At 60.1% G+C, this 24,894-nt stretch carries 20 protein-coding genes and 1 tRNA gene; 11 read left to right on the top strand and 10 right to left on the bottom strand.

The features are described 5' to 3' along the window. Positions 1-53: 53 nt before the first annotated feature. The 4 genes from hydA to aptA all read right to left on the bottom strand — a co-directional run bounded on the left by hydA (position 54) and on the right by aptA (position 5,781). Entirely contained in the window at positions 54-1,505 is a 1,452-nt protein-coding gene (gene hydA, locus VW35_RS14410) for a dihydropyrimidinase (RefSeq protein WP_046143756.1), read from the bottom strand. Between the two features lie 71 nt (positions 1,506-1,576). Continuing rightward, on the bottom strand, positions 1,577-2,827 hold the full coding sequence (locus VW35_RS14405; RefSeq protein ID WP_046143755.1) for a Zn-dependent hydrolase: 1,251 nt from the start codon (positions 2,825-2,827) through the stop codon (positions 1,577-1,579). A gap of 71 nt (positions 2,828-2,898) precedes the next feature. Next, positions 2,899-4,395: a CoA-acylating methylmalonate-semialdehyde dehydrogenase gene (locus tag VW35_RS14400; RefSeq protein WP_046143754.1), complete on the bottom strand. Its 1,497-nt coding sequence runs from the start codon at positions 4,393-4,395 to the stop codon at positions 2,899-2,901. A gap of 60 nt (positions 4,396-4,455) precedes the next feature. Further along, on the bottom strand, positions 4,456-5,781 hold the full coding sequence (aptA, locus tag VW35_RS14395) for an omega-aminotransferase AptA (protein WP_483088783.1): 1,326 nt from the start codon (positions 5,779-5,781) through the stop codon (positions 4,456-4,458). A 126-nt stretch (positions 5,782-5,907) separates the two neighbouring features. Here aptA and VW35_RS14390 point away from each other — a divergent pair, with 126 nt between their 5' ends. Beyond that, positions 5,908-6,627, top strand: a complete 720-nt coding sequence (locus VW35_RS14390; RefSeq protein ID WP_083982809.1) for a TetR family transcriptional regulator C-terminal domain-containing protein — start codon at positions 5,908-5,910, stop codon at positions 6,625-6,627. A gap of 110 nt (positions 6,628-6,737) precedes the next feature. On the opposite strand, the gene VW35_RS14385 is transcribed toward VW35_RS14390, so the two are convergent. Together VW35_RS14385 and VW35_RS14380 are read right to left on the bottom strand one after the other, a co-directional pair. Continuing rightward, positions 6,738-7,445 carry a glutathione S-transferase gene (locus VW35_RS14385; RefSeq protein WP_046143753.1) on the bottom strand — a complete coding sequence of 236 codons (708 nt, stop codon included), beginning with the start codon at positions 7,443-7,445 and terminating at the stop codon, positions 6,738-6,740. Positions 7,446-7,490: 45 nt separating this feature from the next. Next, entirely contained in the window at positions 7,491-7,895 is a 405-nt protein-coding gene (locus VW35_RS14380) for a DUF4260 domain-containing protein (RefSeq protein WP_052951758.1), read from the bottom strand. Between the two features lie 193 nt (positions 7,896-8,088). Between VW35_RS14380 and VW35_RS14375 the strand changes: the two genes are divergently transcribed. Next, a complete protein-coding gene (locus VW35_RS14375) occupies positions 8,089-8,991 on the top strand; it encodes a S1C family serine protease (protein WP_046143751.1) in 903 nt (300 codons plus the stop codon). A 3-nt stretch (positions 8,992-8,994) separates the two neighbouring features. Here the strand turns inward: VW35_RS14375 and VW35_RS14370 are convergent, their stop codons facing one another. Genes VW35_RS14370 through VW35_RS14360 form a run of 3 tightly spaced genes read right to left on the bottom strand, consistent with a single transcriptional unit; the run spans position 8,995 to position 10,478 of the window. Next, on the bottom strand, positions 8,995-9,387 hold the full coding sequence (locus VW35_RS14370; RefSeq protein WP_052951746.1) for an MmcQ/YjbR family DNA-binding protein: 393 nt from the start codon (positions 9,385-9,387) through the stop codon (positions 8,995-8,997). A 58-nt stretch (positions 9,388-9,445) separates the two neighbouring features. Continuing rightward, a complete protein-coding gene (gene msrA / locus VW35_RS14365; protein WP_046143750.1) occupies positions 9,446-10,102 on the bottom strand; it encodes a peptide-methionine (S)-S-oxide reductase MsrA in 657 nt (218 codons plus the stop codon). A 52-nt stretch (positions 10,103-10,154) separates the two neighbouring features. After that, positions 10,155-10,478, bottom strand: coding sequence for a hypothetical protein (locus VW35_RS14360; RefSeq protein ID WP_152662601.1), 324 nt, complete (start codon positions 10,476-10,478; stop codon positions 10,155-10,157). Between the two features lie 219 nt (positions 10,479-10,697). On the opposite strand from VW35_RS14360, the gene VW35_RS14355 reads away from it, so the two are divergent. The 5 genes from VW35_RS14355 to VW35_RS14335 all read left to right on the top strand — a co-directional run bounded on the left by VW35_RS14355 (position 10,698) and on the right by VW35_RS14335 (position 17,246). Further along, positions 10,698-10,787 (top strand) — tRNA-Ser (locus VW35_RS14355). Between the two features lie 83 nt (positions 10,788-10,870). Beyond that, a complete protein-coding gene (gabD, locus tag VW35_RS14350) occupies positions 10,871-12,322 on the top strand; it encodes an NADP-dependent succinate-semialdehyde dehydrogenase (RefSeq protein WP_046143748.1) in 1,452 nt (483 codons plus the stop codon). Between the two features lie 340 nt (positions 12,323-12,662). Beyond that, positions 12,663-14,150 carry an OpgD/OpgG family glucan biosynthesis protein gene (locus VW35_RS14345; RefSeq protein WP_210165916.1) on the top strand — a complete coding sequence of 496 codons (1,488 nt, stop codon included), beginning with the start codon at positions 12,663-12,665 and terminating at the stop codon, positions 14,148-14,150. A 143-nt stretch (positions 14,151-14,293) separates the two neighbouring features. Next, complete coding sequence (mdoH, locus tag VW35_RS14340; RefSeq protein ID WP_046143747.1) at positions 14,294-16,051, top strand: glucans biosynthesis glucosyltransferase MdoH; 1,758 nt, start codon at positions 14,294-14,296, stop codon at positions 16,049-16,051. Between the two features lie 28 nt (positions 16,052-16,079). After that, a complete protein-coding gene (locus VW35_RS14335) occupies positions 16,080-17,246 on the top strand; it encodes an OpgC family protein (protein ID WP_046143834.1) in 1,167 nt (388 codons plus the stop codon). Here the strand turns inward: VW35_RS14335 and VW35_RS14330 are convergent. Further along, on the bottom strand, positions 17,243-18,271 hold the full coding sequence (locus tag VW35_RS14330; protein ID WP_046143746.1) for a LacI family transcriptional regulator: 1,029 nt from the start codon (positions 18,269-18,271) through the stop codon (positions 17,243-17,245). The two genes, VW35_RS14335 and VW35_RS14330, sit on opposite strands and share 4 nt — an antisense overlap. 276 nt (positions 18,272-18,547) lie before the next feature. On the opposite strand from VW35_RS14330, the gene VW35_RS14325 reads away from it, so the two are divergent. The 4 genes from VW35_RS14325 to VW35_RS14310 all read left to right on the top strand — a co-directional run bounded on the left by VW35_RS14325 (position 18,548) and on the right by VW35_RS14310 (position 24,886). Then, positions 18,548-19,864, top strand: a complete 1,317-nt coding sequence (locus tag VW35_RS14325) for an extracellular solute-binding protein (protein ID WP_046143745.1) — start codon at positions 18,548-18,550, stop codon at positions 19,862-19,864. A 128-nt stretch (positions 19,865-19,992) separates the two neighbouring features. Next, a complete protein-coding gene (locus VW35_RS14320) occupies positions 19,993-20,883 on the top strand; it encodes a carbohydrate ABC transporter permease (protein WP_046143744.1) in 891 nt (296 codons plus the stop codon). Then, positions 20,883-21,695 carry a carbohydrate ABC transporter permease gene (locus tag VW35_RS14315; protein WP_046143743.1) on the top strand — a complete coding sequence of 271 codons (813 nt, stop codon included), beginning with the start codon at positions 20,883-20,885 and terminating at the stop codon, positions 21,693-21,695. Before VW35_RS14320 ends, VW35_RS14315 begins: the two co-directional genes overlap by 1 nt. Next, positions 21,692-24,886 carry an alpha-mannosidase gene (locus VW35_RS14310; protein WP_046143742.1) on the top strand — a complete coding sequence of 1,065 codons (3,195 nt, stop codon included), beginning with the start codon at positions 21,692-21,694 and terminating at the stop codon, positions 24,884-24,886. Before VW35_RS14315 ends, VW35_RS14310 begins: the two co-directional genes overlap by 4 nt. The last annotated feature ends 8 nt before the right edge of the window (positions 24,887-24,894 follow it).

Raw genomic sequence — 24,894 nt, 5'->3', positions numbered from 1 at the left:
TGGATTTCCGGCCAGTGTCGCGGCGATGTGCCTGCATTTTCATCATGCTGCCGTCAAACGCCCGTCGCCGGAATGCCCGCACGCTCCACTTTTCGTGGCGCAACGATCTCCTTCCATTGGCTCAGCGCCCGGTTCACCGGGTTCTTGGCTTCGCGCGCCACGAACTTGCCGTGGCCAGGCTCGGCCTTCACCTCGTTCTCGATGATGGACACCTTGCCCCGGCTCAACACGAAGCGCGGCATCCCCGTCACCTCAAAACCTTCGAACACGTTGTAGTCGATGACCGATTGCTGGCTTTTCGCCGTAATGGTCTTCTTGCGCTTCGGGTCCCAGACGATGAGGTCCGCATCCGCCCCGACCATCACCGCACCCTTTTTCGGGTACATGTTCAAAATCTTGGCGATGTTGGTCGACGTCACCGCCACGAACTCGTTCGGCGTCAGCCGCCCGGTATTGACCCCAGCCGTCCAGAGCACCGGCAGACGATCCTCGAGTCCGCCCGTCCCATTGGGGATTTTCGCAAAATTGCCGACCCCGTTCCGCTTTTGCGCGGTGGTGAAGGCGCAATGGTCCGTCGCGACGCAGGAGAGCGACCCCGCCTGTAGCCCGGCCCAGAGCGAATCCTGATGCGCCTTGTTCCTGAACGGCGGCGACATCACGCGCCGCGCCGCATGATCCCAGTCGGCATTAAAGTATTCGGTCTCATCGAGGGTGAGATGCTGCACCAGCGGTTCGCCATAAACGCGCATCCCCTTCTGACGCGCCCGGCGGATGGCTTCATGCGCCTGTTCGCAGGAGACGTGCACCACATAAAGCGGCACGCCGGCCATATCGGCGATCATGATGGCGCGATTGGTCGCTTCGCCTTCCACTTCCGGCGGGCGGGAATAGGCGTGACCCTCCGGCCCATTATTGCCTTCGGCGAGAAGCTTCGCGGTCATCGCCGCAACCACATCGCCATTTTCGGCATGGACGAGGGGCAGTGCGCCGAGCGCCGCGCAGCGCTGGAACGAAGCGAACATCTCGTCGTCGTTGACCATCAGCGAGCCCTTATAGGCCATGAAATGCTTGAACGAGGTAATGCCGCGATCGACCACCTCGGCCATCTCATTGAACACCTGCTCGCCCCACCAGGTGATCGCCATATGGAACGAATAATCCGCGCTCGCCTTGCCGGTCTTGTTGTCCCACATCTTGAGCGCCTCAAGAAGGCTCTGATCCGGATTGGGCAGGCAGAAATCGACGACCATCGTCGTGCCCCCGGCAAGGCCGGCGCGCGAGCCGCTCTCAAAATCGTCGGCGGAATAGGTCCCCATGAAGGGCATTTCGAGATGGGTATGCGGATCGATGCCGCCGGGCATGACGTAGCAACCGGTCGCATCCAGAATCTCATCGCCCGACAGGTTCTGCCCGATCTCGACGATGACGTCGCCCTCGATCTTGACGTCGGCGACATAGCTCAAGTCGGCCGTAACGACCGTCCCGCCCTTGATAACCTTGCTCATATCTTCGTTCCCTTGCAGTCTTGAAGACCCGCCGCGCACCCCTCAGCGCTTTCGGCAGGTCTGTTGTTTCGTTATTCGACGATCTCCGCCGTCTCCACCACGGCATGGAACAGCACGTCGCAGCCCGCTGCCGCCCATTCCATTGAAATCTCTTCCGCCTCGTTGTGGCTCAAGCCGCCGACGCAGGGGCACATGATCATGGTCGATGGCGCGACCTTCGCCGCCCAGCAGGCATCGTGCCCGGCGCCGGAAATGATGTTCATGTGCGAATACCCCAGCTTCTCCGCCGCTGAGCGCACGCGGCCGACCAGCGTCGGATCAAAGGTCACCGGGTCAAAGTGTCCCACGGCTTCCACGGAACACCCGACCCCGAGCTCGGAACAAATCTCGGCGGCCTTGGCCTCGATCGTCGCGCGCATGCGATCGAGCTTTTCCTGGCTCGGCGTGCGCATATCCACCGTGAACACCGCCGTTCCCGGCAACACATTCCGCGAATTGGGCGAGAACTTCACCTGGCCCACGCCCGCCACTGCACCCGGCTGCTCGCCCATCGCCACGGCCTGCACCATTTCCATGATGCGCGCCATGGCGAGCCCGGCATTGACGCGCATGGTCATCGGCGTCGAGCCGGTATGCGCCTCCTTGCCGGTCAGCGTGAATTCAAGCCACCACAGCCCCTGGCAATGGGTGACGACGCCGATCTGCTTCTTTTCGGCCTCAAGGATCGGCCCCTGCTCGATGTGATATTCGAAATAGGCGTGCATTTTGCGCGCGCCCACTTCTTCCTCGCCCACCCAGCCGATGCGTTTGAGCTCATCGCCGAAGAGCTTTCCGTCCATGTCCTTGCGGTTGTACGCATAGTCCATGGTGTGGACGCCCGCGAAGACGCCGGAAGCGAGCATGGCCGGCGCAAACCGCGCGCCTTCCTCATTGGTCCAATTGGTGACGACGATCGGGTGCCTGGTCTTGATCCCCAGGTCATTCATCGAGCGCACGACTTCGAGTCCAGCCAGAACCCCCAGCACGCCATCATACTTGCCGCCTGTCGGCTGCGTATCGAGGTGCGAGCCGATATAAACAGGCAGCGCATCCGGGTCCGTCCCGGCGCGCGTCATGAACATGGTGCCCATCTTATCGACGCCCATGCTGAGCCCCGCATCTTCGCACCAGCGCTGGAACAGTTCGCGCCCTTCCTTGTCGCTATCGGTCAGCGTCTGCCGGTTGTTACCGCCCGCGATCCCCGGCCCGATCTTGGCCATGTCCATCAAGCTCTCCCAGAGCCGGTCGCCGTTAATCCGAAGGTTTTCGCCGGGAGAGGTCATCGTTTGCTCATTCGTCTAGGGTGGTCAAAGAAAAGGCCCCGCCGTCGCGCAGCGAGGGCAGGGCCAGGATATTACTTCAAGCTCGGGAAGGTGAACTCCGCCCCGCCCTTGATGCCGGCTGGCCAGCGGGTGGTGACGGTTTTGAGCCGCGTATAGAAGTGGATGCCTTCGGGCCCATAGATCGAATGGTCGCCAAAAAGGCTCCGCTTCCAGCCGCCAAAGCTGTGATACGCCACCGGCACCGGGATCGGCACGTTGATGCCCACCATCCCAACTTCAATCTTGTCGGCAAATTCCCGCGCCGCATCGCCGTCGCGGGTAAAGATCGCCGTGCCATTGGCATATTCATGCCCGTGGATCAGGTCGACCGCGTCCTTGAAACTGTCGCGGCGTACGACGGAAAGCACGGGCCCAAAGATCTCTTCCTTATAGATCTTCATCTCCGGCTCGACATTGTCGAAGAGCGTACCCCCCACATAGTAGCCGTTCTCATAGCCCTGCAGCTTGAACCCGCGGCCGTCGACGACGAGCGAGGCGCCCTGTTCGACACCGGAATCAATGTAACCAAGAATCTTGTCCCGGTGCATCTTGGTGACCACCGGACCCATTTCCGCGTCCTTGTCGGTCGCCGGACCGATCTTGAGGCTTTCGACGCGCGGCTTGAGTTTTGCGACCAGCGCATCCGCCGTCGCCTTGCCTACCGGCACCGCCACCGAAATCGCCATGCAGCGCTCGCCGGCCGAGCCATAGCCCGCGCCCATCAGCGCGTCGGCCGCCTGGTCGAGATCGGCATCGGGCATGATGATCATGTGGTTCTTGGCGCCGCCGAGCGCCTGCACGCGCTTACCCGCCTGCGTCCCGCGCTGGTAGACATATTCCGCAATCGGCGTCGACCCGACGAAGCTGACGGCCTTAATGTCGGGGTGATCTAAGATCCCGTCGACCATTTCCTTGTCGCCATGAACGACGTTGAGAATGCCTTCGGGGAGCCCGGCTTCCATAAAGAGGTTCCAGGCCAGCATGGGCGCAGACGGGTCGCGCTCGGATGGCTTGAGGATAAACGCATTGCCGCAAGCGATCGCGGCCGGATACATCCACATCGGCACCATGGCCGGGAAGTTGAACGGGGTAATGCCGGCGACGACGCCGAGCGGCTGACGATCGGAATAAGAGTCGATCGAGGGCCCGACATTGCGCGAAAATTCGCCCTTGAGGAGATGCGGAATGCCGCAGGCAAAGTCGACGCAATCGATGCCGCGCGCCACTTCTCCCAAGGCATCGTCATGCACCTTGCCGTGTTCCTTGGAAATCTCGCGGGCGAGATCGTCGGCATATTGATCGAGCAGCGCCTTGAACTTGAACATGACGCGCGCCCGCTTCATTGGCGGCGTGTTGCCCCAGGCCACCTGCGCCTTCTTGGCTGAAGCCACGGCCTCGTTCAGTTCGCTCAGCGTCGACAGCGGCAGCTCTGCGCTCTGCTCGCCGGTTGCCGGATTGAAGACCGGAACGCGCCGCGTCGAAGTCGATGTGTAGCGCTTGCCGCCTACGGCATTCTCGATGATCTGCATGCGCGATCCTCCCTGGGAACAAAAATTCTATATTTCTATCTGTAGAATATTTGTTCCATTTCACTCAAGCGTTTTGAGGATGCCGCCAAGCTTGGTGACGATCTCGTCGATCTGGCTTTCCGAAATGATCAGCGGCGGCGACAGCGCGATGATATCGCCCGTTGTGCGGATCAGTAGCCCCTGCTCGAACGCCTTGAGGAAGGCCGAAAATGCCCGCTTGGTCGGCTGCCCGTCAATCGGCTGCAGTTCGATGGCGCCCACCATGCCGATATTGCGGATGTCGATCACATGCGGCAGGCCCTTCAAGCTGTGCAGCGCCTCTTCCCATTTGGGCGCCAGCGCCGCGCCGCGTTCGAAAAGCCCTTCTTCCTTATAGGTGGCAAGGGCCGCAAGGCCCGCCGCCGAGGCCACAGGATTGCCCGAATAGGTGTAGCCGTGGAAAAATTCGATGACGTGTTCCGGCCCATCCATGAAGGCATCGTGGATCTCGGCCGAAACCAGCACCGCACCCATCGGGATGACGCCATTGGTCAGGCCCTTGGCCGTCACCATGATATCGGGCACGACGTCGAAATAATCGGCGCCAAATGCCGTCCCGAGGCGTCCATAGCCGGTGATGACTTCGTCAAAAATCAGCAGAATGCCATGCTTCTTGGTGATTTCGCGCAGGCGCTTGAGATAGCCCGGCGGCGGAATGAGCACGCCGGTCGATCCGGCCACCGGCTCGACGATCACGGCCGCGATGGTCGAGGCGTCATGAAGGGTAACAATGCGCTCGAGTTCGTCGGCGAGATCGACCCCATGCGGGGGCAGGCCCTTTGAGAACGCGTTTTTGGCGATGTTATGGGTATGGGGCATATGGTCGACGCCGGTGAGCAGCGTGCCGAACATTTTGCGATTGGTGACGATCCCGCCCACCGAAATGCCGCCGAAATTGACCCCGTGATAGCCGCGCTCGCGGCCGATCAGGCGGGTGCGTGAGCCTTGCCCCTTCACCTTCTGATAGGCGAGCGCCACTTTCAGCGCCGTTTCCACCGATTCCGAACCGGAATTGGTGAAAAGTACGTGGTCGAGCCCCTTGGGGGCGATGTCGATGATGCGGTTGGCGAGTTCAAACGCCTTGGGATGCCCCATCTGGAAGGCCGGCGCATAGTCGAGTTCGGCCGCCTGGTTAGCGATCGCCTCGACGATTTTCGGCCGCGCGTGGCCGGCATTGACGCACCACAGTCCCGCCGTGCCGTCGAGCACCTGCCGGCCGTCCGAGGTCGTATAATGCATGTCCTTGGCCGCGACGAACATGCGCGGCGCCTTCTTGAATTGCCGGTTCGCCGTAAACGGCATCCAGAACGCACTGAGATCGTTCGGCACGACGGTTGAGGTGGACACGGCGAAGGCGCTCCCTTGGATGTTGTCCGGTCATTTTGCGCTGGCGCAGACGAAGCGTTTATGCGACCAAGATTTTTGACCAGTTGGAAAAATGTTAGCACTCCTGTTCATTCCCGCAAGACGAAAATGGCGCCCAAAAAGGTGAAAACGGTCGAGGCTTCGAAGACCCAGGCGAAGCGCCAGCACAAGGCGAACGCCAAAGTCGCCACAGCCCCTGCAAAGCCGCGTCCGCAAACGCGCATTCAGCGGGAAAAGCAGGACATCATTCTCGAGGCCGCGCTCGAAGTTTTCTCCGTCCACGGCTTTCGCGGCGCCACCATCGACCAGATCGCCGAAGTGGCCGGCATGAGCAAACCTAACCTGCTCTATTACTTCCCGAAAAAGGAAGAGATCCACCGGCGCCTGATGTCCGAACTCCTCGTCACCTGGCTTGCCCCGCTCGAGGAAATGCGCGCCGACGGCGACCCCTTCGTCGAAATCCGCTCCTATATCCGGCGAAAACTCGAAATGGCGCGCGATTTCCCCCGCCAAAGCCGGCTTTTCGCCAACGAAATGCTGCGCGGCGCCCCCCATATCATCGATATGCTGGAAGTGGATCTGAAGGCACTGGTCGATGAGAAAGCCCAGGTGCTGATGGCCTGGATGGACCAAGGCAAGATTTCCCGCACCGACCCCTATCACCTGATCTTTTCGATCTGGGCCACCACCCAGCACTATGCCGATTTCGACGTGCAGGTGCGGGCGATTTTGGGCAAGGGCCGCGGCGGGGAAGGGCGGTTCGAAGATGCGGCACGATACCTCGAACAGCTCTTCTTGCACGGCCTGACGCCGAAGGCGAAGGGATAGCACCGAACCTCGCACGCCTGCCCAGACGCTTTCAAGACCGCCGTTCTTCCCTCGTGCTTGACCCGAGGGAAGCGCGGTGACTTGCCCCCATGAGGGCCATTGAAGCGTCCCTACCCATCCAACTCCGGATAATGCCGGAACAGATCGTTCTCATTCGGCGCCAGCCGCCGCTCGCTCCGCAGATACGCAGAAATATTCGGCCGCGCCCGCACGCGCTCGCGCAGGTCCTCCACCCGTTCAAACTCCCGGCCGATCCGACCCATTAGTTTGGGGAAGGCATAATGCAGCCCCTCCATCACCTGAAACAGCGACAGGTCGGCATAGCTCAGCCGATCGCCGGCCAAAAATTCCGGCCCGGCCGGATTGCGCGCCAGGATCGTCTCGAACCATTTAAGAAACTTCGGCACTCGCTCGTCACGAAACTCCTTTGCACGCCGCAGCGCTTCCGGCTTCTGCTCTTCGTAATATTTTCCCGCCCCGAGCGGATGATGCACGTCGTGTCCCTCAAGAACGAAGTCCGCGATGGTCAGCTGAGTCTGGTGTGTCCAGAGCTTGAGCCGTTCGTCTAGCGGCGCCAGATCGAGGGTACCGCCAAGATAGAATAGAATGGCGCTGGTCTGCCCCACCACCACATCGCCATGCTTGAGCACCGGAGGCGCAAAGCTCGGTGTGTCGATGGCTTCGGCGAGGGCCTCGATCACTCCATCGCCTTCGACCCGCGCCATGTCGGTATAGGCCGCGCCTGCTTCTTCGAGCGCCAGCCGCACATATTCGCCCCGGCCCTGAATACCGGTCCAATAATAAAGTTCGTAAGTCATGCAAGCCAAAATGCCGCCATGGGGCTTGGCGTTCCGCGAAGGCGCTCAGCGCGCCTTGGCCTTGCCGATCGGTCCGAGATGGGTCTGATCGAAGCCGCCATCGAGCTTGAGCCCATAGCCGAGCATACGGTCAAAACCGATATGGGCGACCCAGATGGCTGCCAGCCCATAAAAGATCTCGCCAGCGAAAAGCCCGCCAAGGGCCAGCAGCGCCGGTGCTGCATAGCTATGTCCGAGATTATAGAGCGCCGCACCCGTCCGGATCGATCGAAGATAGCCCAGCATGAAAAGATCGGGAGACAGAAACAAAAGAGCGAAAACCAGCCAGGATTGATCGAGGAACGCGTAAGCAACTATGCCGAAACCCATCGCCGCGAGGCCTTCCAGGCGTTGGAGGAAAATGGGCGTCGTCAGGGAAAGGGCTGGGCGGCGGGTCGCGATGGTGGTCATGATAATGTCCTTCTTGTTCACGAGAAGAACGATACCTCCCCATGGAGGTGAATTGGATTGGGTAGTTTTGGCGATCAGCTATTCAGGATTGAATAGGCGTTCTGCTCTGCACGTGGCGAGAGTTGGAGCCATGCTTGCGCCAGACCCGTTCGGGCCTATCTAATGGATAAAGAACACATCAGGGGGATAAGACATGTCCACCAATCCGCGCCACTCCGTCGTCGCGCTGCGAACCCACATTCCGGAAACGGCCTTTACGGCCTCGACCCTCGGCACGCTGCGCGAAGGCAGCGGCGCCGTGATCAACGATCAGGGTCTGGTCGTCACCATCGGCTATCTCATCACCGAAGCTGAAGAAGTCTGGCTGACGACCCACGACGAACGCGTCGTGCCTGCCCATGTCGTCGGCTTTGATCAGGAAACCGGCTTCGGCCTCGTTCAGGCCCTTGGCGATCTCGACCTGCCGCCCCTGCGCCTCGGCAGTTCCGCCGGCGCGCGGGTGAAGGATATCGGTCGCATCATCGATGGGCAGGGCGAAGAGGTGCTCAACGAGATCGTCGCCAAGCAGGAATTTGCCGGCTATTGGGAATATATGCTTGAAGAAGCGCTTTTTACCGCGCCCTTCCATCCATCCTGGGGCGGGGCAGCGCTGCTCGACGAAAACGATGCTCTCATCGGCATCGGCTCGTTGCGCCTCCAGATGCTGCATGCCGGCGACACCACCGATATCAACATGATCGTGCCGATCGATCTCCTCAAACCCGTTCTTGATGACATGGTCACGACCGGCCGTCCCAAGCGCGAAGCCCGGCCGTGGCTGGGCGTCTTTTCGGCCGAACGCAACAATGGCGTCGTGGTGATGAACGTTTCCGATGGCGGCCCCGCAGATGAAGCTGGGCTCAAGAGCGGTGACATCATTTCCGAACTCGACGGCGAAGAAGTCGAGAGCCTCGGCGATTTTTATCGCAAGCTTTGGGCCAAGGCTCCGCCGGGTTCGGAATTTTCGCTGCGCATCGTCCGTTCGGGCCGGGAGTCGTGGGTTCGGGTCAAGACCGCAGACCGCAACGATTTCCTTCTGAAGCCTCAGCTTCAATAGAATTCAAAGCGGCGCGTGGATCGGCAGGTGGTCGATGCCCAAGGCCAGGCGCCGCTTTTTGCTCAACTTGGCCGCGATTAGCCGATGCGCCTCGACGACATAGGCTTCGACTTCATCACCGGCTAGCGGGCTCTCGTGTGAAATCGCCACCCACCCTGCACGAGCGAAATAGGGCGCGGGTCGGATGCCGGGCAGTTCGGTCAAAAGATCGAAGGACATGTCCGACACCTTGCACCAGACCTCGCCCGGGTCGCGATCGAGCAGCGCAAAAATCTTATCCCCGACCTTGGCAACCGAATCGTCGCGCCATTGCCGCACGACAAAAACCGCCGGCAAGCGGCTGACGAAGGCTTCAAAGCCCGTCCGTGTCATGATCGTGGGATAGGGGATGTTCAATGTTAACGAACTGCTAACAGAAACGGCGCAGCGGATAACCGCTACGCCGTCAGGATTGTCACTCGGCTGCAACGCCCAGCCCGATCGGGCAAGACACGCCGGTACCATTCAGCCCGCAATAGCCATTGGGGTTCTTGGCCAGATATTGCTGGTGATAGGTTTCGGCATAATAGAACGGACCAGCAGGTGCGATTTCTGTCGTGATCGGGCCTAATCCCTTTTCGCGCAAGGCATTTTGGTAAGCTTGCTTGCTGCGGGCCGCGATTTCCGCCTGTTCCGGCGTCGTCGTATAGATGGCGGACCGATATTGCGTCCCCACGTCATTGCCCTGACGCATGCCCTGGGTCGGATCGTGCTCTTCCCAGAAGGTTTTCAGCAGCGTTTCCAATGAGATACGCTTGGGGTCATAAACGACCTTGACGCTCTCGGTATGCCCCGTCCGGCCCGAGCAGACCTCTTCATAGGAGGCATTCGGCGTATGGCCACCCTGATACCCGACAGCCGTGACGATCACGCCCGGCAGCTTCCAGAAAAGCCGCTCGGCGCCCCAGAAGCAGCCGAGACCGAAATAGACGGTTTCTGCGCCCTCGGGATAGGGCCCCTTGAGGCTTTCGCCATTGACGAAATGTTGAGGCGCGACAGGCATTTCCGTCGACCGGCCCGGCAGGGCCTCGTCAGCGGTGGGAATGGAAGTCGGCTTGGTGCGGAAGAACATGGAAGTCTCCTTTCGCCGCGTAATATGGGAACTCCGGTCCCCGATTTTTAGGTCAGATCTCTTCGGTCCGCAAAAAACGCTCGCGCCGCGTCCTCCGCCCCAGGATCGCCAGAACGATGCCCGGCACGCCGATGACGGCGAAGGCCGGATAGGTCAACAGCGCATTGAGCACCGTATCGAGAAGGCTCGCAAAAAACCGGCTATCAAGAAAAGCCCGCATGCCCTCAAGGCTTTGCGCGTGGATCTGCATCCAGATGTCGCCAAGGCTCGTCATGACAATTTCGTTGGCTGCCAGGGATTTGGTGCCATCGATCACAAGCAGCACCAGCGCCAGGCCGATCAACCAGGTGCCGATTATTCGCAAGGCTATCCGCATTCACCCGTCCTTGGCCGAGGGGCGGCCACCGTTCCGCCCAGCGCGTTTCCCTTGTGCCATTGGCAGCGCTTGTTCACAAGCCGGGCACGCTTGTTCAAAAACCTCGATGATAAACGGAACTCGTGCTTGCGCCAGGGAAGTTCATCAGTATAGTGCGCCACGCTCGCAAGGCCCCGGTGGTGGCTCGGCAGTTCGGCAACGAACCGGCCACGGCGATGCGGAGAGATGGCCGAGTGGTCGAAGGCGCACGCCTGGAAAGTGTGTAGGCGGGGAACCGTCTCAAGGGTTCGAATCCCTTTCTCTCCGCCATTTATTCCTTTCCAAGATGGCACTTGCCAGCGGAACCACATGGGGCCGTTGCGGTGTTATTATCCTTTGCGAAGGGGAACAGCATGCAGCTTAAGGATCCGAGCCTGTTTCGTCAGGCGGCCCTGGTTGGTGAAACTTGGACCGAGGCCAATGGTACCGGCATCGCGGTGACCGATCCGGCGACCGGTGAATCCATCGGTTATGTCCCCAAGCTCGGCGTTGCGGAAACGCGAACTGCGATCGGTTTTGCCGAAAAAGCGCAGAAAAGCTGGGCTGCGCGCACCGCCAAGGAACGCTCGAACATCCTCCGCCGCTGGTTCGATCTGATGATCGAGAACAAGGAAGATCTCGGCCGGATCCTGACCCGGGAGCAAGGCAAGCCGCTTGCCGAAGCCATCGGTGAAATCGCCTACGGCGCGAGCTTTATCGAATGGTTCGCCGAGGAGGCCCGCCGGGTCTATGGCGATCTCATCCCGGGTCATCGGCCCGATGCGCGCATCATGGTGATGAAGCAGCCGATCGGCGTTGTCGCCGCCATCACGCCGTGGAATTTCCCCAGTGCGATGATCACGCGCAAGGCCGGACCAGCGCTGGCTTCGGGCTGCGCCATGGTTTTGAAACCCGCGTCCCAGACCCCGTTTTCGGCTATCGCTCTTGCCGTCCTCGCGGAACGCGCCGGCCTGCCGCCGGGTCTTTTCAGCGTCATCACGGGCTCGGCCCGCGAGATCGGCGGCGAGATGACGGCCAATCCCATTGTGCGCAAGCTCACCTTTACCGGTTCGACCGAAGTCGGCGCCGAGCTCTACCGGCAGAGCGCGCCGACCATCAAGAAGCTCGGCCTAGAGCTTGGCGGCAACGCGCCCTTTATCGTTTTCGATGACGCCGATCTCGACGCGGCCGTCGATGGTGCCCTCATCGCCAAGTTTCGCAACAACGGACAGACCTGCGTCTGCGCCAATCGGCTTTATGTGCATGATAAGGTCTATGACGCGTTTGCCGAAAAGCTCGGGGCCGCGGTGGCTACGCTCAAGACGGGCCACGGCTTTGATGAAGGCATCAATCTTGGTCCGCTCATCGATAAAGCTGCGCTCGAAAAGGTCGAGCAGCACATAGCCGATGCTGTCGAAAAGGGCGCCAAAATCTTGCGCGGCGGCAAGCCGCACACACTCGGCGGCACTTTCTTCGAGCCGACGATACTGGCCGACGTGCCGCCGGAAGCGCTGATGGCGCGTGAGGAAACCTTTGGCCCGGTCGCCCCCCTGTTCCGCTTTGTCGACGAAGCCGATGTCATCGCCCAGGCCAATGACACCGAGTTCGGCCTGGCCGCTTATTTCTACGCCAACGATCTGAGCCGGGTATGGCGGGTCGCCGAAGCGCTCGAATATGGCATGGTCGGGGTCAATACTGGCCTTATCTCGACCGCAGAGGCGCCATTCGGGGGCGTCAAGTCTTCGGGTCTCGGCCGCGAGGGCTCGCGCTACGGCATCGATGATTACCTTGAAATCAAATACGTTTCGCTCGGCGGGATCAGTTAACGAACCGTTTTTCATCGCGATCACAATTCCGTGCCCGGCTTTCGCCCGATTTGCGCTTTAGGTCGTACGGGCCGGCATCCTCAGACGGCAAAAACCCGGAATTTACGGGCAACGGCATATAGGCAGCGCTATGCGTACCGCGCATGGGCTCTATGCGACAACTTTACCGTCTTGGCGGCGTTGCCGGAAATTGATGGATAGCGAAGAACCTGTAGCGTCACCCATGTCCTTAGCTCACCCCACCATTTTGTCTCGTCGCGCCTTTTTAGCGGGCGCTGCGGCATCTTTCGCTCTGCTATCCTCCACATCGTTGACCCGCCCTGTCTTTGCTATCGAGCCGATGTCCGGCGCTTTCGACTTCGAGAGCTTTTCGGCGCGCATGAAGGACTTGGCGGCACAACCCTATCAAAGTCCCGTCCTGGTCGACTCGGCGGTCTATACCGGTCTCAACTATGATGGGTACCGGCGCGTCCAGTTCGATACCAAGAAAGCGCGCTGGCGTGACGATGGCCATGGCTTTCAGATCCAGGCGTTTCCGCCCGGCTGGCTCTTCAAGGAAACCGTTTCCGTCTACGAGATCACCTATGGTGATGCTCACCCATTCGCTTTCGATAGTGACGACTTCATCTATCATTTCGATGACGCCGAAGAGCGCAAGGCAATCGAGAGCGCCGAGTTTCCCGGCATCGCGGGCTTTCGTATCAACTATCCTGTCAACCGGCCCGAAGTTGCGGACGAATTGGTCGCGTTCCTTGGCGCAAGCTATTTCCGCGCGCTGGGTCGCGGCAATATCTATGGCTCGAGTGCCCGTGGCCTGCTGATCAATTCCTGGCGCGAAGGCCCGGAAGAATTTCCGCGCTTTTCCGAATTCTATGTCGAGCGTCCCTCTGGCGATGGCCCGTTGACCGTTTACGCGGCGCTCGAAAGCCAGAGCGTCACTGGCGCTTATCGTTTCTTGATCTCGCCTGCCAATGCAGAGCAGCAGGAAACCATCATGGATGTGACGGCGCGGCTTTATTTTCGCTCCGATATCGGCGAGGTCGGCATCGCGCCGCTGACCTCGATGTTCCTTTTTGCCGAAACCAATCGCCACCAGTTCGACGATTTCCGTCCGCAGGTACACGATTGCAGCGGCCTCGTGGTGGAACCCGAAGCGGGCCTGCCGCAGTGGCGGCAGCTCAACAACACGCCCCAGCTCGGCAATTCGTTCTTCTGGGATGCCAACATTCGCGCCTTTGGGCTTTATCAGCGCAATCGCGATTTCGAAAATTATCAGGACGCCGGAGCACATTACGAACGCCGTCCCTCCATGCGCGTCGAACCGAAGGGCGATTGGGGGCAGGGACAGGTCCGGCTCATCGAAATTCCGGCCAAGTCGGAAACCGATGACAACATTGCAGCGTTCTGGATTCCAAACGAGCCCCCCAAGGCAGGCGAAGCCCGCGAATACGGCTATCGTCTGATCTGGGGGGACCTCGTTCCGGACAATAATTCCGAATTGGCCCATGTGGTTGAAACCCGCATCGGCCAGGGGGGCGTATCTGGCGTCGAAAATGTCGCCAGCCTGCGCAAGTTCGTCATCGACTTTGATGGCGGACGTCTGGCGGACCTCTCGCCGGAAACAGTCTTCGAAGTCGATGCAACCGCATCGGCAGGTGAAATCACATCGTCGACCTTCTCACGTATAGATGCCAACGGACTTTGGCGTCTTGTGCTGGACGTGGAAACCGAGGGTCAGACACTGATTGAGCTGAGAGCAAGCATCGGCTCAGGCGGAGAGCCGTTGACGGAAGCTTGGCTTTATCAGTGGCGTGGAGAACAGGCATGAAACACCAGCCCTTTCAGCCCCTAGATGGCCTACCAGATGCGCCTCTGCATATGCCCAAGCAGACGCTCGAACGTCCTATCGCCTTCGGCGCGTTCTTTCGCGCTTTCCTTCTTGTTTGGCAAAGAAGCTAGGGCACCCCTCGTATGGAAAAACGGGTGACCAATGGGCAGGCGTGGTGGCTCCGGCTGCTCACGCTGAGTTTTGCCGCGGCTGTGAGCCTGACAGCCGGTATCGCCTTTCTCGATCTCGTCGGCGGCAACCGACCGGTCCTGATCGACTGGGTGCGGACGATCCTGCTTGTTCTGACCGGCTTCTGGCTGGTGTGGGGCGGCACGATCGGGCTGCTGGGCGCGCTGTCGCCCGCCCCGCGCGCGCCGAAAAAGCGGCCCATGCCGCAAGGCAAGACCGCGATCCTCGTACCGATCTATAACGAGGATCCGCTGGAGACCTTTTCGCGCATTGCCGCCATGAACCGGCAGATCGTTGCGCGCGGCTTTGCATCGCAATTCCACTTCGCCATCCTTTCCGACACTACCTCGCTCGAGGTTGCGGCGGAAGAAGCGAGTGAATTCGAGCGCCTTATCGTCGAACCGGAAGCGCCCGGCCGGATTTTTTATCGCCGGCGCGAAAGAAATGTCGGCCGCAAGGCAGGCAATATCGAGGATTTCATCGCCCGCTCCGGCGGCGCCTATGACTATGCGCTCATTCTTGATGCGGATAGCCTGATGGAAGCCGATACGATCCTGACTATGGCGCAACGCATGGATGACGATCCGCGCCTGGGCCTGCTGCAATCCGTTCCAGTCGTCATCGGCGCGCGGACCCTTTTCGGACGGATGATGGCTTATTCATCCGCCTATTTCTCGAAATACTTTTCCCGTGGCGCAGCCATGATGCAGGGCGAAGATGGACCCTACTGGGGCCATAACGCTATCGTCCGCGTCCGGGCATTTGCCTCCTGCTGCGGCCTGCCGGTCCTCTCGGGCAAGCCGCCCTACGGCGGACACATCCTCAGCCACGATTATGTGGAAGCCGCCCTTCTCGCCCGCGGCGGCTGGAAGGTCGAAGTTGATCCTGAGCTTGGTGGCTCCTTCGAGCAGGGTCCGGAAAATCTGATCGAATATGCCAAGCGCGATCGCCGCTGGTGCCAGGGTAACCTGCAGCATCGCCGCCTTATTGCGGCGCCCGGGCTCAAGTTCTGGAGCCGCTTTACCTTTGTTCAGGGCATCATGGCTTATCTCGCCTCGCCGCTCTGGCTGCTGCTTCTGGCGGCGAGCCTGATCGCGAGCGTCCTACCCGACAGCGGTGGCGAGCGCTGGGGTGTCACGCCCTGGCTCATTGGCATCGGGGTCCTGACCACGCTGCTCCTTCCCAAGATCGCAATCGCCATTCGCGGCGCCCTCGACGGCAACAATCGCCGCTTCGGCAATTGGCGGATCATCCCGTCGGTCCTCGGCGAGATCATCCTGTCGACGATCATCGCGCCGGTGCTTCTCGCCTTCCAGAGCCGTGCGGTATTCCAGATCCTCTTTGGGTTCGACGGGGGATGGCCCGCCACCGAGCGCGATGCGCGCGCGGTTTCGCTCAACACCGCTTTTGCGGCGAGCTGGTGGATTGTCGTCACTGCAATCGGCGCCATCGCCTTCATGGCTTTCGTCGGTCCGGCCTTTCTCCCTTGGTTGCTCCCCGTTGCTGCGCCGGCGCTGGCTGCCCCGCTCGTGATCTGGGCAACCTCGCGTGGCGGCGACAGCCCCGTCAGCCAATGGCTGTTCAGCGTGCCGAGCGAACGGGCGCCGAGCCCGATCATCACGGAAGCAAACGCCATCCTTTCAAGCTGGCGGGCCACCGAGCCCGTGCTAATGTCTGGCCGTGTTGAAACAGGCGTCCATGCTCCAGCGTAAGCCGCTCCTTTGGGAGCGCATTTCATTTATGCGTGCGATTATCGCCGGTCCTGCGCCATTGCCGCCTGGCGCCCGGGACGAGCGCCTCGACATGTTCCGCGGCCTGTCTCTGGTGATGATCTTCATCAACCACGTGCCGGGTACGGTCTACGAGCTCTTCACCAACCGAAATTACGGCTTTTCCGACGCGGCGGAGGCTTTTGTCTTCATGTCCGGGGTCGCGGCCGGGCTCGCTTATTCCGGTTCATTCCTCAAGAAGATGCCGCTGTGGCTCTCGATCGCCCGGCCATGGGCGCGCGCCCGGCAGCTCTATTTCGTCCATCTGACGCTGACCTTCATTTTCCTCGGAACGTTCGCCGCGGCGGCCCATTGGTTCGGCCTTTATGAGCTGCTGCTGACCAATAATTTGAGGCCGCTCTCACGCGAGCCCCTGGGCGTGCTGATCGGCATCCCGCTCCTGACGCATCAGTTCGGCTATCTCAATATTCTGCCGCTTTACCTGACGCTGCTCCTAGCCACGCCGGCCCTGATCATGGTGGGGCTGAAAAAGCCCTATTGGCTGCTGGCTGGGTCGCTTCTCGTCTGGGGCGCGGCCGGGCTGTTCCGTCTCAACTTCCCCAATTACCCCAATTCAGGCGGCTGGTTCTTCAACCCGCTTTCCTGGCAGCTGATATTCGTCATCGGGCTCATCGCCGGCATGGGCATGAAGCAGGGCAAGCGTTTCTTCCCCACCAATCCTTTGGCCTTTCTCGCAGCGCTCGCCTTTCTCATTCTCGTTGTGCTTTGGGTCAAAGTTCCACCGGTCGGTCAGGCCGGTAATTACGGCCTCCATCTGTTGTGGAAGGCCGGGGCGCCGTTTCATATCCATTCCTTCGACAAGACCTTTTTAAGCCTGCCGAGACTTCTGCACGCCTTGGCGCTGTTTTACGTTCTGGCATCGATCCCTGCCATGCAACGCGTCGCTGCCTCGCGCTGGGCAGCGCCATTGCGGGCGATGGGCCGCCAGGGGCTTGCGGTCTTTGCGACGGGTACGGCGCTGAGCCTGCTTTTCCAGGCCATAAAATTCGCCAATCCCGGAAACGACGTCAGCGACGGCTTCCTGCTGGCTTTCGGGTTGCTTGTGCAGTTGGGCCTGGCCTATGCGCTCAATCACACTGTCGCCATGCGTGCGGCCCTCAAGGCCAAGGCCGGCTAGCTGCGCCAGTGGGGCTGCGGTTCGGCAAGGGTCTGGAGCTCGGCGACAGGCACGCCTTCGATCCGCTGCAACAGCAGCCGCGTGAGTTCGCCCCCTGCGGCAAACACATCCTCGCGGATACTGTCCATGTCCGGAAAGAGCGTCGGCAGGATGCCTGAGGTCTGCTTGTAGATCAGTTGCATGTCACGCCCGAGCTTGACGCCGCCTTCGGCAAGGCCGCCCACAAGGGCAATGGTGCGTGTTTCGCTGTCGCTGATGATGCCCTCGGGCCGGCCCTCTTCACCGGCAAGTTCGATGCCCTTGCGACGCATCTCGGCCGGGGTCATCTTGACTGTGCCTTCGAGCACGCGCGCCTCGATGCCGGCTCGCGCTGCGGCCCTGCGGAAGCTCGTGACGATGTTGTGGTAATTGGTGGTCCGGTCATCGCCGATAACCAGGAGCACGCTCTTGCAGCCTTTCTCGGCGAGGCGCTGCACCGCCATCGCGGCGAATTCTTCGGAATGAAAGTCGTGATAGGCGTGCGGCGTGTAAAACTCCGTGCGGCCGTGGCTGACAAAGGGGAAATCGGCGTCGATCATCATCTGCACGCGCGGATCGCGCGGCCCGGTATGGGTGATGATGACGCCGTCCGCGGTGCGATTGGTCAGAATATTGTCGATTGTGCTAGTGTTGAGATGCCGCTCGAATTCGGGAATGACCGTCAGGTGGTAGCGCGTTCCCTGGATAGCCTGTCCGATCCCCTGGATCATGTTGCGTGCAAAATCGATCGAATCCTCGGCGCCATCGAGCACGAGCGCAATGACATTGGTCTTGCCCGTACGCAGACGCACACCGGCGCGATCCGGCACATAACCAAGCGCCTTGGCCGCCTCGTTGACCTTGTCCCGCGTCTCCTGCTTTAGGGTCGTGCCGCCGCGCAGCGATAGGGAAACCGTCGAGAGGCTGAGCCCGGTCATCTCGGCGATCGTCTTGAGCGTAACGCGTCTTCCGCCTGCGGCTGGTTTGGTCAAGATAGTCTGGCTCATGGTGGGGGCTGCTCAATTTTACACGTCACCGCGCTCAAACCAATGCCAAATTATTTGCAACGTTTTATTAACCAAGCGATGCCAGCGAAATCGATATGGATTTTGTAAGCAGCGGAAATCTATATGCAAAAAATGCGAAGGGTCAGTATGGGTGACGAATGATGAAATACAATTGCAACGTTGCACACCCTGTGCTTACCTGTCGGCGGATCGGAACGAGGAGTTTCCAATCCGGGCCGCACCTTCCGGGCGGCAAGAGCAGCAAAGGAGGAGTTGATGCTCAGGACGGGTTTTCTGACGACGGTGGCTGCCATGTCGCTCATGGCCGCATCCGCCATTCCGGCACGTGCCGAAGTGTCGGTCATGTACATGGAATCCTTTGCGGCCCTGATTGAGGCAGGCATCGAAAAATTCGAAGCCGAGACGGGCGAAACCGTCAACGCCATCAAGCTTCCGGGCCAAGGCTATGACCAGCGCATCGCGCTCGATCTCAGCGCCGGCACCGCAGCGGACGTCAATCTGATCGATAGCTTCATGGTGAGCGAACTGGCTTCGGCCGGTTATCTCCATCCGCTCAAGGAGCAACTCGGGGGCTGGGACCAGTTCCAATATTATCTGCCCGGCCTTCTCGAAGTCGCGTCCTATCAGGGCGAAGTCTATGCGCTGCCCACCGACACCGACGTGCGCATGCTCTGGTACGATCTGTCCAATTTCGAAAAGGCCGGCATCCCGACGCCGTGGCAGCCCAAGACCTGGGCAGATGTTCTCGATGCCGCGACCAAGCTCAAGGAAGCCGGGGTGCAATACCCCTTCCAGCTTCCCGCCGGCATTAAGCAGGGCGAAGCGACCACCATGCAGGGCGTCTACATGGCTCTGCTCGGTGCCGATGTGCCCGAGGGCGATCGCAATCGCCTCCTCAACCGCGAAACCAATCAGTGGATCGGCGACAGCCCGGCGCTTCGCCGCACGTTCGATCTTTATCACCAGGTCTATGTGGAAAAGGAACTCAACCCGGCAGACCTGAACTACGCGACTGACATTTCCGCTGCGGTTCGTCAGGCGCTTGCCGACGATCAGCTAGGCATTCTCGCCTCCGGCTCATGGGAAGATGCGTGCCTGTGGGATTGCAACAACCCGCCGAGCCGCGAAGACCGAGACGCACAGGTCGCCTGGACGCCATGGCCGGGTTCGGGCGAGCCGGGCGCCAAGACCACGACCAATATTTCGGGCGGATGGACGCTTGGCATCAATGCCAATGCGGCCGACAAGGATATGGCCTTCAAGCTCGTGACGGCGATTTTCGACGAAGCCAACTTCAAGGCCTGGACGCTCGCCAATCACCGCATGGCGGTCCGTACCGATATCTCTGAGTCTCCGGAATATACCGCCGACCCCTTCCTTGCCGAAGCGACCAAACTGGCAGCCGATACGACGGGCCGCGATACCGTTCCCGGCTATCAGACTGTCTCTGCCCTTATCCAGCAGGCAACATCTGATATTCTGGACGGCGTATCGGTCGAGGAAGCCATTCAGACTTACCACGATGCTCTGGTCGACGAGTTCGGCGAAGAGAACGTGATCACTTACGAGTAAGGTTCCTCCCGACGCGGCGGCGCCCAAATGTCCTCCGGGTGCCGCCGTGACGGGGGTTTATTCTCGATTGTGGCCCCATGGGGCTGACGCGGGATGCGCGACCGGCTTTCTGCCAGTGAGAAAAATCCATGAAAAATCAGGTTAATCCTTGGCTCACCGGCAATCTGACCGTGCTGATCATCGGCATGTTGCCCGCCATCGTCCTGATCTGCGCGCTGCTTTATTTTACCGCCTGGGCCTTTGCCTTTTCGTTCACCGATCTCGCGCTCGTCGGTCGCAAGAGCGTCGAGTGGAGCTGGGTCGGGCTTGAGAATTTCGAGCGGCTTTTTACCCGCCGGGGTTTTCTTGAATCGCTCTGGACCACGGTTATCTTCGTTTTCTTCTCGGCCATTGTCGGCCAATCGGTGCTGGGGTTCCTGCTTGCGGCGACGCTGCGCGGCACGCAATCGACACTGCGCACGGTGGTCGAAGTCTGCATCATGCTTGGCTGGCTTTTGCCCGATATCGTTGCGGCGTTTCTTTGGTCGGCGACGACAAGCCAGACGGGCCTCATCAACCAATTGATCGTCGTGCCGCTCGGCTTCCCGCCGATCAATTTCATCAACAGTTACGCCCTGCCGGTCGTGACCATCGCCAATATCTGGAAGGGCACGGCTTGGTCCTACCTGCTGTTTTCCGCTGCGCTCGATTCGGTCAGCCGTGAAGTCGTGGAAGCAGCCAAGGTCGATGGCGCAACCCCGTTCCAGCGCATATGGCTGGTGCAATTGCCGATCATCCGGCCGCATATCGCGACCAATATGCTCTTCATCACCATCTGGACCTTTACATACTTCCCGCTGATCTTTGCGATGACTGGCGGCGGGCCGGGGCGGCAGACGGAAACGCTCGCCGTCTTCCTCTACAATCAGAGCTTTTCGCGCGGCAATCTGGGCTTTGGCTCGGCGATCTCGGTCGCCATGCTGCTGATCGTCGGCTTCCTGTCACTCTTCTATCTTCGTCTTCTGCGGGAGCCGAAATAATGGACAATACCGGCACCTCGCGCCTGACCGCCATTGCGTTGACTTTCATGGCCGTGATCTGGGTCAGCCCCTTTTCCTGGCTGATACTAAACGCCTTCAATCCGCTCTCGACCGGTCAGCTCGAAATCCCGAAAGCCTTCGGCTTCGACAACTTTGGGCTCGCGGTGAGCGGCAATGCCGGGCGGCAGTTTTTCAATTCGATCATCATCGCGGCGGGCACGGCGACGCTTTCGGTCGTCGTTGGGATTTCAGCGGCCTATCCGCTATCACGCCTGCGTATTCCGGGACGCAATGCCTTTCTCTGGACGCTCGTCCTTCTGCGCATGTTGCCATCGGCAGGCGTGCTCGTGCCGCTCTACTTTGCGGCGCAGCGCTCGGGCCTCCTCAATCAGCTTGGCGTTATCATCGCGCTGACCATTCTCAATTTGCCTTTCACGCTGCTGCTCCTCAAGAATTTCTTTGACACGGTGCCGATCGAGCTTGAAGAAGCGGCCTATGTGGAAGGCGCGAGCCTTCTTCAGATCGTCACGAAAATCGTATTGCCCATGTCGCGCGCGGGGATCGCGGTGGTCTGGTTCTTCAGCTTCACGGGAGCCTGGAACGAGTTCCTGCTGCCGCTGATCTTTGCGCGCGTGCAGGATGCCTTTCCGATGTCGGTGGGGCTCTATGCAGCGTTCGGCCAACAAGGCGCCATCAACTATGGCTTCCTGACGGCCTTTTCCATTCTCTATGCGGCGCCTGCCATCGCCGTCTATTTCTTGTTGCGGCGGAACATGAACACAGGGTTCGCCGGTGTCGGAGTCAAAGGATGACCTATTCCAACCCCCAATCGACAAAACTCGGTCTTCTCGACGACGACCTCAAGATGGAGGGAAAACTCCTCCGTCTATGCAAGGACCTTGAAAAGAAGATCCGTACCCCGCTCGCCAATGTGCCGTTCCAGTGGCACGTGCAGCGCGCCGATGGCTTTTCGGCTGCAGAGGCGCTGAAGGCCGACTGGCGGACTTGGGAAAAGTTCGGCCGGCATTCGGTCTGGGCCAAGCATCAGGAACACACCTGGTTTGCCGCTGAAATCACTGTGCCCGAGGAAGCCAAGGGTAAGGTTTTCGTCGCGCATTTCACCAGCCAGTGGCAGGATCGGCCAGGCGCGACGGATCCGCAATGTCTCGCTTATCTCGACGGCAAGATTGCCCAGGCGATCGATGGCAATCACACCGAACTGGTGATCGAGCGCAATGCCAAGCCGGGCAACAAGCATATCATTCTCGTCAACGCCTTTACCTTCTTCGATCGCCCTCTGGTCGGGTTCGAGGTCGATTTCTTCGTGCGCAATGAGCGCGCCGAGAAGCTTTACTATGACCTGCAGACCCCGCTTGATGTGGCGGTTCGCCTCTATCAGAACGATCCACGGCGACAGGCGATTTTGAATATCGTCGATCGCGCTCTGCGCGCGCTTGATCGGCGCGATGGGCATACGCCGGAATTCGAGGCGAGCCTGCCCGCGGCTGAAAAAATCGCCAAGGAAATCTACGATCTCGTCGATACCGAAGTGCAGCCGCAAATTACAGCGGTGGGCTCCACCCATCTCGATGTTGGCTGGCTCTGGCGCGTGATGCATACCCGCGACAAGACCGGGCGCAGCTTCGCGACCGTACTTGCCCTGATGGAGGAATATCCGCAGTTCGTCTTCATGTACAACCAGTCGGTGCTCTTCGACTTCTTGAAGAAGGACTACCCCGAAATCTGGGAGCGCATGCTCAAGAGGGTGAAGTCCGGGCAGTTCGAAATCGAAGGCGCCATGTGGGTGGAGCCGGACGTCAATATCGCTTCAGGCGAGTCGTTGGTCCGCCAGATCATGCGCGGGCGTCGCTTCCATATCGAGCATTTCAAGGTGACGCCGAAGACGGTCTGGCTGCCGGACACGTTCGGTTATTCGGCCAACCTGCCGCAGATCATGGAGAAATCCGGGCTCGAATATTTCGTGACCTCGAAGCTTTCCTGGAACGATACCGACCGGCATCCCTATGACACGTTCTTCTGGCGCGGCATCGACGGAACAGTGACCAAGGCGCAGCTCATCACTGCGCAAAGGTATGACAGCGAACAGATTTTTACGACCTATAACGGCGATCTTTCGGTCTCCGAGACCATGGGCGCGTGGAAGCGATACGAGCCCAAGGCCGCATACAATGAAGTCGTCATGTCCTATGGCTATGGCGACGGCGGTGGCGGGCCGACCCGCGCCATGATCGAGCGCGGCACGCGGCTTGAACGCGGCATTCCCGGTGCGCCAAAGGTGAAGCTCGAAGGGATCGTCCCCTTCCTTGATCGCCTGGGCAAGGCGATGGACGCCAATCCGACCAAATTCCCGACCTGGAATGGCGAACTTTACCTGCAGTATCACCGCGGCACGCTGACCTCGGTTGCCAAGAACAAGGCGAACAACCGCAATGCCGAGCGGCGTCTGCGGGAACTCGAATTTGTCGGCGTCATGGCTTTAACGCAGGCGGGCCATGCCTATCCCTCTGAAACGCTTGCCGAATTTTGGGAGCTGGTGCTGATCAACCAGTTCCACGACATCCTGCCGGGCACGTCCATTCCGGAAGTCTATGTCGATAGCGACGCTGAATATGCCCAAATCTTCTCGACCCTCGCCTCGCAGAACGGGCCGTGGCATGCGGCAGCACAGGCTTTCGCCAAGCCTGGCACGGATCAGCTTCGGGTGCTCAATTTCACGAGCCAGAACCGCGCGGAGCTGGTGAGCCTCGGTCAGGTGGCCGATGGCAATAGTCTTGCGACGGCAAGCGGCTCGACGCCGATCCAGACTATCACCCGTGCAGATGGCAGCACGGAAGCTGTGGCGCCGGTGCGCAATATCGCCGCGCTTGGCTGGACCGCGGCGCAGGTCGTGGCAGGGCCGCTGGTCATGACCAGCAGCGTCTCGGTCTCCGAAAAGCATCTCGAAAACGAGATGATCCGCGTCGACTTCGACAAATTAGGCGAGATTTCCGGTATTTTCGACAAGAAGCGGCAGCGCGATGTGCTAACGCCGGGCAAGACGGCCAACCGGCTCGTTGCCTATGAAGATAAGCCCATGGAATGGGACGCCTGGGATATCGACCGCTATTTCGAAGAGCAGTTCTGGCCGCTGGCAGATTGCCCGACCAAGATCTCGGTTGTGGAAACCGGGCCGCACCGCGCGGCTATCCGGGTCGAGCGAAAATACCAGAAGTCATTGATCATACAGGTGATTTCGCTTGCCGCCGGTGCACGTCAGGTCGAGTTCGACACCTTTATCGACTGGCAGGAGCGGGCGCAGGTCATCAAGGCCCAGTTCCCGTTCGATCTCAACACCTCCGAAATCCGCTCGGAAATCCAGTTCGGTCACGTCAAGCGGCCGACCCATCGCAACACCACCTGGGACCGCGCCCGCTTCGAGGCCTCGATGCATCGCTGGGTCGATATCTCGGAAAGTGACTTCGGCGCGGCGCTGATCAATGACAGCAAATACGCCTATGATTGCCACGAGCAATCGGTGCGCCTGACACTGGTGCGTGGTTCGACCTTCCCGGCGCCCGATGCCGATCTGGGCGAACATCGCATCCGCTATGCGCTCTTCATCCATGAAGGTGTCGCGGATCTGGCCCAGGTGCATCGCGCGGCCGAACGCTTCAATAACCCCCTCGCCGTCATCGGCAATCTGACGCCTTCGGCGGCGAAGGCTGGTGAACTCGCCCAGTTTAGCTTCGCCCAAGTGGACGTGGATAACGTTACCATCGAAACGGTGAAAAAGGCCGAAAAATCCGATGCCTTGGTGCTGCGCGTCTTCGAGCACGCCAATATCCGCGCCGAGGCGACGATACGGTTTGGGGTCAAGGTCAAGAGCGTGCGGACGGTCAACCTGATGGAAGAGGGGCCCAGCAAGCCTTTGCCAATCAAGGACAATAGCGTCACCTTGAAGCTGCGCCCCTTCGAAATCGTAACGCTTCTGCTGGACGTCTGAGGAGGTTT

The organism is Devosia soli, assembly GCF_000970455.1.
Taxonomy (GTDB): Bacteria; Pseudomonadota; Alphaproteobacteria; order Rhizobiales; family Devosiaceae; genus Devosia; species Devosia soli.
This window is presented reverse-complemented; position numbering and strand designations above follow the sequence as displayed.

What these genes read in the sequence shown, in the direction of transcription:
- VW35_RS14330 (WP_046143746.1), bottom strand. Translation starts at nt 18,271, where the DNA reads ATGAGCCAGACTATCTTGACCAAACCAGCCGCAGGCGGAAGACGCGTT.
- VW35_RS14390 (WP_083982809.1), top strand. Translation starts at nt 5,908, where the DNA reads ATGGCGCCCAAAAAGGTGAAAACGGTCGAGGCTTCGAAGACCCAGGCG.
- VW35_RS14320 (WP_046143744.1), top strand. Translation starts at nt 19,993, where the DNA reads ATGAAAAATCAGGTTAATCCTTGGCTCACCGGCAATCTGACCGTGCTG.
- VW35_RS14315 (WP_046143743.1), top strand. Translation starts at nt 20,883, where the DNA reads ATGGACAATACCGGCACCTCGCGCCTGACCGCCATTGCGTTGACTTTC.
- VW35_RS14360 (WP_152662601.1), bottom strand. Translation starts at nt 10,478, where the DNA reads ATGCGGATAGCCTTGCGAATAATCGGCACCTGGTTGATCGGCCTGGCG.
- VW35_RS14335 (WP_046143834.1), top strand. Translation starts at nt 16,080, where the DNA reads ATGCGTGCGATTATCGCCGGTCCTGCGCCATTGCCGCCTGGCGCCCGG.
- msrA (WP_046143750.1), bottom strand. Translation starts at nt 10,102, where the DNA reads ATGTTCTTCCGCACCAAGCCGACTTCCATTCCCACCGCTGACGAGGCC.
- mdoH (WP_046143747.1), top strand. Translation starts at nt 14,294, where the DNA reads ATGGAAAAACGGGTGACCAATGGGCAGGCGTGGTGGCTCCGGCTGCTC.
- hydA (WP_046143756.1), bottom strand. Translation starts at nt 1,505, where the DNA reads ATGAGCAAGGTTATCAAGGGCGGGACGGTCGTTACGGCCGACTTGAGC.
- VW35_RS14325 (WP_046143745.1), top strand. Translation starts at nt 18,548, where the DNA reads ATGCTCAGGACGGGTTTTCTGACGACGGTGGCTGCCATGTCGCTCATG.
- VW35_RS14375 (WP_046143751.1), top strand. Translation starts at nt 8,089, where the DNA reads ATGTCCACCAATCCGCGCCACTCCGTCGTCGCGCTGCGAACCCACATT.
- VW35_RS14345 (WP_210165916.1), top strand. Translation starts at nt 12,663, where the DNA reads ATGTCCGGCGCTTTCGACTTCGAGAGCTTTTCGGCGCGCATGAAGGAC.
- gabD (WP_046143748.1), top strand. Translation starts at nt 10,871, where the DNA reads ATGCAGCTTAAGGATCCGAGCCTGTTTCGTCAGGCGGCCCTGGTTGGT.
- VW35_RS14400 (WP_046143754.1), bottom strand. Translation starts at nt 4,395, where the DNA reads ATGCAGATCATCGAGAATGCCGTAGGCGGCAAGCGCTACACATCGACT.
- VW35_RS14405 (WP_046143755.1), bottom strand. Translation starts at nt 2,827, where the DNA reads ATGACCTCTCCCGGCGAAAACCTTCGGATTAACGGCGACCGGCTCTGG.
- VW35_RS14310 (WP_046143742.1), top strand. Translation starts at nt 21,692, where the DNA reads ATGACCTATTCCAACCCCCAATCGACAAAACTCGGTCTTCTCGACGAC.
- VW35_RS14380 (WP_052951758.1), bottom strand. Translation starts at nt 7,895, where the DNA reads ATGACCACCATCGCGACCCGCCGCCCAGCCCTTTCCCTGACGACGCCC.
- VW35_RS14385 (WP_046143753.1), bottom strand. Translation starts at nt 7,445, where the DNA reads ATGACTTACGAACTTTATTATTGGACCGGTATTCAGGGCCGGGGCGAA.